Origin of the sequence: Embleya hyalina, assembly GCF_003967355.1 — a bacterium.
In the GTDB taxonomy this organism is placed as follows: domain Bacteria; phylum Actinomycetota; class Actinomycetes; order Streptomycetales; family Streptomycetaceae; genus Embleya; species Embleya hyalina.
The window spans coordinates 580,065-588,248 of sequence record NZ_BIFH01000016.1 but is presented as its reverse complement, the minus strand read 5'-3'; the positions used below and the strand labels follow the sequence as shown (position 1 = coordinate 588,248).

6 protein-coding genes are annotated in these 8,184 nt (G+C 73.8%); 1 reads left to right on the top strand and 5 read right to left on the bottom strand.

Annotated elements, in window-relative coordinates; genetic code table 11:
* The 5 genes from EMA17_RS51720 to EMA17_RS13210 form a co-directional block, all read right to left on the bottom strand.
* Positions 1 to 1,761, bottom strand: a 1,761-nt coding sequence (locus EMA17_RS51720) for an acyl-CoA dehydrogenase family protein (protein WP_218042778.1), incomplete at its 3' end; no start/stop codon positions are given.
* A gap of 308 nt (positions 1,762 to 2,069) precedes the next feature.
* Positions 2,070 to 3,695 carry an MFS transporter gene (locus EMA17_RS13225; protein WP_218042776.1) on the bottom strand — a complete coding sequence of 542 codons (1,626 nt, stop codon included), beginning with the start codon at positions 3,693 to 3,695 and terminating at the stop codon, positions 2,070 to 2,072.
* Between the two features lie 159 nt (positions 3,696 to 3,854).
* Positions 3,855 to 4,517, bottom strand: a complete 663-nt coding sequence (locus EMA17_RS13220) for a GerMN domain-containing protein (protein ID WP_126637117.1) — start codon at positions 4,515 to 4,517, stop codon at positions 3,855 to 3,857.
* A gap of 11 nt (positions 4,518 to 4,528) precedes the next feature.
* Positions 4,529 to 6,049 (bottom strand): ATP-binding protein, encoded by a 1,521-nt coding sequence (locus tag EMA17_RS13215; RefSeq protein WP_246126630.1) that lies wholly within the window; start codon positions 6,047 to 6,049, stop codon positions 4,529 to 4,531.
* Complete coding sequence (locus EMA17_RS13210; protein ID WP_126637116.1) at positions 6,046 to 6,726, bottom strand: response regulator; 681 nt, start codon at positions 6,724 to 6,726, stop codon at positions 6,046 to 6,048. Before EMA17_RS13210 ends, EMA17_RS13215 begins: the two co-directional genes overlap by 4 nt.
* A gap of 491 nt (positions 6,727 to 7,217) precedes the next feature.
* Between EMA17_RS13210 and EMA17_RS13205 the strand changes: the two genes are divergently transcribed.
* Positions 7,218 to 8,123: a D-alanyl-D-alanine carboxypeptidase family protein gene (locus EMA17_RS13205; protein WP_126637115.1), complete on the top strand. Its 906-nt coding sequence runs from the start codon at positions 7,218 to 7,220 to the stop codon at positions 8,121 to 8,123.
* Positions 8,124 to 8,184 lie beyond the last annotated feature (61 nt).

Genomic DNA, 8,184 nt, shown 5'->3' with positions numbered 1-8,184 from the left:
GGGCACAGCAGACGCGGACGCAGCCGACTCGGACGCACCCGAGGCGGACGCCGGCGCAGCCAAGGTGGGCGAGGCCGACCTGGGCGTCGCGGTCACGGGCGCAGCGGAGGCCGGCGCGGCCGAGACGGCGGACGCGAGTGCAGCAGAGGCCGATGCAGCGGACTCGGGCGCGCCCGAGACGGACATGGGCGTGGCGGTCGCGGGCGCGGTGGAGGCAGGCGCGGCCGAGACGGCGGACGCGAGTGCAGCAGAGGCCGATGCAGCGGACTCGGGCGCGCCCGAGACGGACGTGGGCGTGGTGGTCGCGGGCGCGGTGGAGGCAGGTGGGGCCGGGACGGGTACGGCGGGCGCAGGTGCGGCGGAGGCGGGCCCGGTCGAGGCGGAGGCGGGCAACGGCGGTGGTGGCGCCGAATCCGGCGAGAGTTCTGCCGCGTTCGTGGGCTCCGGCCTCGGCTGCGAACCCGAGCCCGCCTCCGGGCTCGACGTCGATTCCGGCTCCGGCTCCGGTCCGGGTTCCCGCTTCGATTCCGACTCCCGCGCCGGTCCCGGCCCCGTGTCCGGCGCCCCCTCCGCTCCCGACGCCGTCGGCCCCCACCGCCCCGACGCCACCTTCCGGCACGCCTCCCGCAGGGCCTCGCCGTCCGGTCCCAGCCACGGGTCCGGCAGGGCGGACGTGCGGACACCCGCCCCGTGCACGGCGGCGCCCGCGGCGGCGTCGCCGCCCGGGGCCCCCTCCAGCAGCCGATCCGCCGCGTCCCCGCCGGGCGCCGCGAACGCGCGCAGGCGGGCCAGGTCGGCCCGTACCCGATGGAACAACCACGGCGTCTCGTGTTCGTCGGAGCAACCGGCCACGCCCGGCTCGTGGTGCGCGCCGAACCGTACCCGCGGCGCGACCCGCCGGATCTGCGCGACGGCCAGCTCCGCCGCGATCGCCCAATCGCCCGCCCCCTCCGCGTAGCGCCGCACCGCATCGGCGATCAACAGATCGCCCGCCCCCAGTTCCATGCGATCGGCCCGCTGCCGCACGGCGGCGAACGCACCCACCGGCTCGCCGGCCCGGGTACGCACCCTGGCGTGCGCGAGCGCCGACCCCGCGGCCCGTTCCGCGGCGCCGAGCGCTCGCGCGGCCCAGCCCAGCCGCAGCACCGTCACCGCGCGATCGGCCTCGGCGGCGGAGAGTTCGAGGTAGGCCAGCGCCGAGCCGAGTCGGGCCCGCGTCCACCCCGGCACCGCCAAGTCCTCGACCGGGTCGACCGCCTCGATCCGATGCAGCCCCATCGGCCCACCGCCGGGCGGCAGTCGCAGGACGTGGCCGGCGACGTCGCCCGCCTCGACCAGGCAACCGGCCCCCGGCAGCCCCGGATCACCCGGCAACGCCGTCGCCACCCGGACGCCACCGTCGCCGATCGCCGCGGCCAGTCCGACATGTTCGGCGAACAACCGTGCCGCCACGAATCCCTCCGACACCGGCAACGGACACGCGGCCCGACCGAGCACCCGGGCCAGGGTGATCGAGGCGGCGAGATCGTCCTCGCGCCCGAGGTCGAACCAGCCGTGCCCGGCGCCCATTTCCCACAGTCGATCCAGGTCCCCCGTCGGCGCGGCGGCGGCCCCTCCCCAGTGCCGGGCGATCAGCCCCGCCGCGACCTCGGCGAACCCCTCGTCCCCGGCAGAGCCCTCGGCCTCGGCGAACATCCCACCCCCCGGCGACCCTTCGGCCCCGGCGAACCCCTCGACCTCGTCCCGGCGCGACACATGCATGGCGCGGCTCCCTTCGGCGCTGGTCCCGGACCGCGCGTCCGCGAACCCCGGCCGATCCGACGGGAGTTCGATGACGGTGATCCGGTGCGTACGATGACCCGGCGCGTACGGCGTTCCCGGATCCCCTCCGGCGGCCGACGCGACCCCCCGCGCTCCGGTCGTGCCTTGCCCGGCCGTCGCCGGCCGCGACGACCCGGCGGTCAACCGGTTGGCTCGGTCAGCGTATGAACCCGACCGCGACCGGGGGAACCCCTGATCCGGCCCTTACCCGGGGTCCGATCGCCCCCTACTCGATCCGGGGTCGCCGATCACCCGTCCACGCCCACCGGTTGGGATCCCGACGCCGAACCACCCACGCCGCCTCGCCCCGCCCGGTCTCGCCCGGCCCCCACCCCCGGCATGAACACGAGCGCGACGATCAACCCGAGCACCGCGACGCCGCCCGACACGAGCAGGGCCAGATCCATACCGTGCACGAACGCCCCCCGCACCGAGGCCGACATCGGCGCCGAGCCGACCCTGCCCGCGACCTCCGCGCCGCCGAACACCCCGGAGCGGGCGGTGGACAGGTCGGCGGCGGACAGATCCGGAACCCGCAGCCGATCCCGATACCCCGTCAGCGACACACTGCCCAGAATCGCCGAACCGAACGGCGCACCCACCTTGTTCACCGCCTGCAACACCGCGGCCTCCACCCCGCTGCGCCCCTGCGACACCTCCGACAGCGCCGCGGCCGTCGACGTCGCCATGGCCAGTCCCATCCCCGCCCCGCTCAACCCCATCCACAACGCGACGAACCACGCGCTCGACCCCACACTCGTCGCCCCACCCATCAGCAGCCCCGCCGCCATCAGCACGAAGCCGACCGCCACCGCGACCTTGACCCCCAACAGGCGGGCCACTCGATCCGCCGGCACCGCACCGATCACCAACCCGCCGATGATCGGCAACAACCGCAGCCCCGAACCCATCGCGTCCGTGCCGCGCACCGCCTGGAAGTACTGCGGCATCGTGAACAGCACCCCGATGTTCGCGAACACCGCGATACCGATCAGCACCACGCCCCACGTGTACGACGCCGCCGCGAACACCCGTAAATCCAGCAGGGGTTGCCTACCGGGCCGGCTCCCGAGTCGATGCTCGTATCGTCCGAACGCGGCGAGTAGCACCAAACCGCCGCCGGTCGCCGCCCAGGCCCACGCGTCGTGCCGGCCGTACTCCCCCGCCCGGATCAACCCGAGCGTCACACACACCAGTCCACCGGTGGACAACGACACCCCGACCGGATCCGGCCGCGACCGACGCCCCACGACGGCCTCGGGCACCGCCTTCGGGACCAACACCGACACCACCACCACGCCCACCAACGCGACCGGCACGTTGATCAGGAACACCCACCCCCACCAGAGATGCGTCAGCATCCACCCACCGAGCAGCGGACCCAGCGGCAGCGCGAGGAAGTTCGCCGCCGACCACACCCCCACGGCCCTCGGCCGCTCGGCCGCCGGGAACAACACCGTCAACGCCGACAACGCCATCACCACGATGCCCGCACCGGCCACCCCGAGCACCGAACGCGCCGCGATGAACCACCCGGGCGTCGCGGCATACGCACAGCCCGCCGACGACAGCGCGAACAGCGACAGCGAGGCGACCAACACCCGCTTGTGCCCCAGACGGTCGCCGAGCAGCCCCATCGGCAACATCGCCGCCGCCAGGAACAGCAGGTACGAGGACGAGAACCACTGCAAATCCGAGGCGGTCGCCTCCAGATCACCCGCCAATCTCGGCAGGGCCACACTCAGTACCGTGCCGTCCAGCCCCACCGCCAACATGGCCAGACTCAACGCGGCCAACGCCCACCATCTGCGCCGCCCGGCTCCGACCGCACCCATCGCCGTACCCGCCGCGCCCGCCATCCCCGTCGCGCCCATGTGGTGTCCCCTCGTCGACGCTCGACTCGCCATGAGAGCGGACACTTTTCTTGAGAGTCAGCTCCTATTTCGGAGCCTACTCCTAGTTTTTTCGGATCCAACAGTATCTACGCGCGTTGATTCACCGTCGAAAACCCCCGTCCACCACCACCCCCTCGATCAGCGGGCCGTCGGGACAACAGGCGGAAGGCGGCCGGGGGCCACCTCCTCGGCGGTTTCCGGCCCCGAGCCGGGCTGACGAGGCGGGAGCGCGCTCCCGGAGCCGCCGGAGCTCCCGACGAGCGACGTCGGGCAGGCCCGGTTCTCGGCGCGCTGGACCGGGGTGATCACCGAGACCACGCCCGAGCCGCCACCGGGGAGGTTGCGGCTGCCGGCCGTCGCGGCGGTACAGATCACCTGCTCCAGCGCGGTCTCGCCGAGCGGACTCGCGCCGGCCATCTCCACCCGGAGCGTGCCGCGCTCGACCACCGTCACCCGCGCGGGGCCGACCCCCGCCGGGATCGCCGTACTCACACCCACCAGCGACTCCTCCCGCGTCGGCCCCGCCAGCAGCAGGTCGATCGCGGCCTGCGGACTGTCGCCGCCGGACGAGGTGCGCAACTCGGGGACAACCCGGTGGGCGTCGACCATGTACACGTACACCCCGCTCGGATGATTCGCGTCGGCGGGCGGGATGATGCCGTCGGCCGGCTGACCCGCCTCGATCGCGCCGGTGGCCGGAATCCCGCAGCCGGCCCCGACCGCGAGCAACACCGCCGCCAGGAACGGCGGTCGCAGCCGGACGATCCCGTTCCCGCGCTCCGTCACCATCCGCGTCCGCATCCGCCGCACCCTCATCCGTCCTCCCGACCTTCGGCGCCGACGCGGGCGTGGCGAGGCAGTTCCACCGTGAACTCCGCGCCCCCGTCGGGCCGGTTCGCCGCCCGGATGAGTCCGTCGTGCAGCCGGACGTTCTCCAGCGTGATCGCCATGCCCAGGCCGCTGCCGGACGAACGGGTGCGCGCCGCGTCGGCCTTGAAGAAACGCTCGAAGACCCGATCCAGGGTTTCCGCGGCGAGTCCGGGGCCCCGGTCGGCGACGGTGAGTACGACCCAGTCGCCGTCGTCGCGCCGCTCGGCCGCCAACGCCACCTCCACCGGCGGCGCACCGTGGCGCAGCGCGTTGCCGACCAGGTTGGCCACCACCACGTCCAGCCGACGCGGGTCGACCTCGGCCCGGATCCCCTCCGGCAGCCGGGTCGCCACCGCGTCCCGCCATCCCCGCGCGGCCAGGCAGCGGCGAACCGCCTCCGCCATGTCCAACTCGTCCACGTGCAGCGCGGCGGCGCGCGCGTCGAAGCGGGAGATCTCCATCAGGTCGTCGACCAGCCGGGTGAGCTTGCCGGTCTCGGAGGAGATCAGCCGCAGCGCCGCGGCCGTGTCGGGGTTCAACTGTTCGGCCGCGGCGTCCTCGTCCAGTACGTCGGTCACCGCGGTCATCGCGGCCAGCGGGGTGCGCAGTTCGTGCGAGACGTCGGCGGCGAACGCCCGGGCCCGCGCCTCCAGTCTGCGCAGCCGCGCGTCGTGTTCCTCCAACGCCGCCGCGGTGTGGTTGAAGTCCTGGGCCAGCTCGGCCAGTTCGTCCCCACCCTTGACCTGGAGCCGGGTGTCCAGGCGACCCCGGGCCAGTCGCCGGGTGGCCCGCTGCAGGGCGCGGACCGGGCGCAGTACGCCGCCCGCGACGATCAGCGCGAGGACCAGCGCGGCCAGCACCGCGGGGATGGCGCCGTTGCGCGCGGCGCGGACCAGGGCGGCCTCCTCCTGCACCTGGGTCTGCATCGGGGTCATCACGTAGACCTCCACCCCGGAGGCGGTGGTCCGGCCCGGGCCGCTGAACGCGATCGGCACACCGACCGCGAGCAGTACCCGTCCGTTGCGGTGTACCCGTTGGAAGGCGGTCGCGGTGCGCGTGGCGACGGTGTCCCGCAGTTCGGTGGGGATCTCGCTCGGCCCGAAGTCGCGATTGGTCGTCGCCCACAGGTCCCGGAACCCGACCGCCACCGCCCAGTGGTCCGTGCGGGTGCGCGGGTCCACGAGCGCGGCGATCCGCTCCAGCGCGGCCTGGTCGGGCGGGAACGGCGTCAACCGCGCGACGGTCTGTACCCGGTCGCGTACCGAGTGCACCGTCGAGTCCTGGGCCCGCTGCAGCATCGCGCCGCGCGCCTCGCGGTAGGTCAGCGCGGCCGTCGTCAGCGCGGCGAACATGGCCACCAGCAGACAGGCCGCCGCCAGCCGCACCCGCAGGCCGCGCAGCCCGCGCAGCACCGCACGCGGCGTGGCACGCAGCCCACGCAGCACGGCACCGGACCCGATCACAGCGGGCCGAAACGATAGCCGAAGCCACGCACGGTCTGGATGTATCGGGCGGGCCGCTCCGCGTCCTCGATCTTGATCCGCAGCCGTTTGACACACGCGTCCACCAGGCGGCTGTCGCCCAGGAACGGGTGTTCCCAAACCGCTTCGAGCAGCTGGCCCCGGCTGAACACCCGGCCGGGGGCGGCGGACAGCGCCAGCAGCAGCCGCAGTTCGGAGGGGGCGAGGGGGATCGGCCGGCCGCCCTTGGACACGGTCAGCGCGGTGCGATCCAGGGTCAGGTCGCCGTGCACCTCGCGTCGACCGGCGGGCGTGGCCGAGTCGGCGCGCCGCAGTACCGCGCGGATCCGCGCCTCCAGGACCCTGGACTGCACCGGCTTGACCACGTAGTCGTCGGCACCGGCTTCCAGACCCACCACGATATCCATGTCCTCGTCACGCGCGGTCAACATGATCACCGGCAGCGTGCCGGCCCGCCGGATCCGCCGGCACACCTCGAAGCCGTCGATGCCGGGCAGCATCACGTCCAGCACGACGAGGTCGGGATCGAATTCGACCACCCCGACCAGCCCCTCCTCGCCGCTGTGCCGCACCTCGGCGGTGTAGCCCTGCCGGCGCAGCCCGATGGCCAAACCCTCGGCCACGGCGGGGTCGTCTTCGATCAAGAGCACACGAACCATTGGGTCAGTATCGAACAGTCCCCCGCCCCGAATCCCGCTCCACCGGCCGATCGCGCGGGTTGTGACACAACGGTCTTGTTCCCGGCCGAATGCGGTCATCCGAGGTCGCCATGGTCGTTCCCATGAAGCCTCACGACGTCGCCACAACGCGGGCGACCACCCCGAAAGCAACGGAAGCCGGGGCCGACGCTCCCCACGGCGGTACGGCACACCACGCCGGAAGCTCCCGGCCCACGCCGGTCGCGGCCACCGCCGACCCTGTCGCCGCCCGCGTCGCGGGCCCGGCCCTCGCGCCGGCCCCGGGCGCCTCCGCCCCTGCCTCCGCTGTCGATCCCGCCGCCGCTCCCATCACCGAGACCGCTCCCGGCCCGGTTGCCGGGCCCGCCCCCGGCCCCGGCGCCGGATCCGCCACCATCGTTCTCGCGCCCACCGCCGCGGACGCCGGGGCCCGCGTGCGGCGCCGTGCCGCCCTCGCCGGACGTCGTCGGTCGTTGCGAGGCCCCGTCGCACTGGTCGTCGGGGCGTTGCTCGCGCTGACCGCCGGTTGTGCGGACGATGTCGGGCCGGCCACGCGTGCCGTGCCGGTGACCGCGACCGTCTCCGCCAGTGGCGGCGACCTCACGCTCCAACCCAGCTGGCCCAAGGACGGCCAGGCGGCGCTGTCCGTGGACGGCGTACGCACGCCGCTCACCTCCGGCACCGCCAAGCCGACACCGACCGCGAGCGTGGCCAAGGTGATGACGGCGTACGTCTTCCTCAAGGCCAAGCCGCTCGCGACCGGCGCCTCGGGACCGTCCTTCACCATCTCCGCCGAGGAGGCCGCCCGTTCCGCCGACCGGATGCGTCGCTCGGAGAGCCTGACCCCGGTGACGGCGGGCGAGTCCTTCACCCAACGCCGGGCCCTGGAGGCGCTGATGGTGGTGTCGGCGAACAACATCGCGCACGAGATCGCCCGCTGGGTCGACGGCGGCGACGCGGCCTTCGTGGCCCGCATGAACCGCACCGCCCGGGAATTGGGCATGACGAACACCACGTACACCGACCCCAGCGGCTTCGACCCGGCCACCGTGAGCACCGCCGCCGACCAGGTCAAGCTGTTCGGCGCGGCCATGCGCGACCCGGGCTTCGCCTCGATCGCCGGCGTCCCCTCCTACACCGACTCCGCCCGAGCCACCAAGTCCAACGGGAACTCCCTCCTGGGCCACGACGGCGTGGTCGCCGGCAAGACCGGCTTCACCACCCCCGCCGGCGCCAACCTGGTCTTCGCCGCCGAACGCCAAATCAACGGCCGCAAGCACCTGATCATCGGCGCGGTCATGTCCCAGCACCGAGGCAAGACCGCGGCCGCCGCGATCTCCGAATCCGAAAAGCTCCTCACGTCGCTCGGAAAGCCGTAAGCCGGCGACACCCGCCCACGACGGCGCGCGAAGCACCCCCGCCTTCGCGCGTCACCCGTCA

Bases quoted from the DNA above. Each gene is read 5' to 3' on its own strand.
- EMA17_RS13210 (WP_126637116.1), bottom strand. From the start codon at position 6,726: ATGGTTCGTGTGCTCTTGATCGAAGACGACCCCGCCGTGGCCGAGGGT.
- EMA17_RS13225 (WP_218042776.1), bottom strand. From the start codon at position 3,695: ATGGGCGCGACGGGGATGGCGGGCGCGGCGGGTACGGCGATGGGTGCG.
- EMA17_RS13220 (WP_126637117.1), bottom strand. From the start codon at position 4,517: ATGCGGACGCGGATGGTGACGGAGCGCGGGAACGGGATCGTCCGGCTG.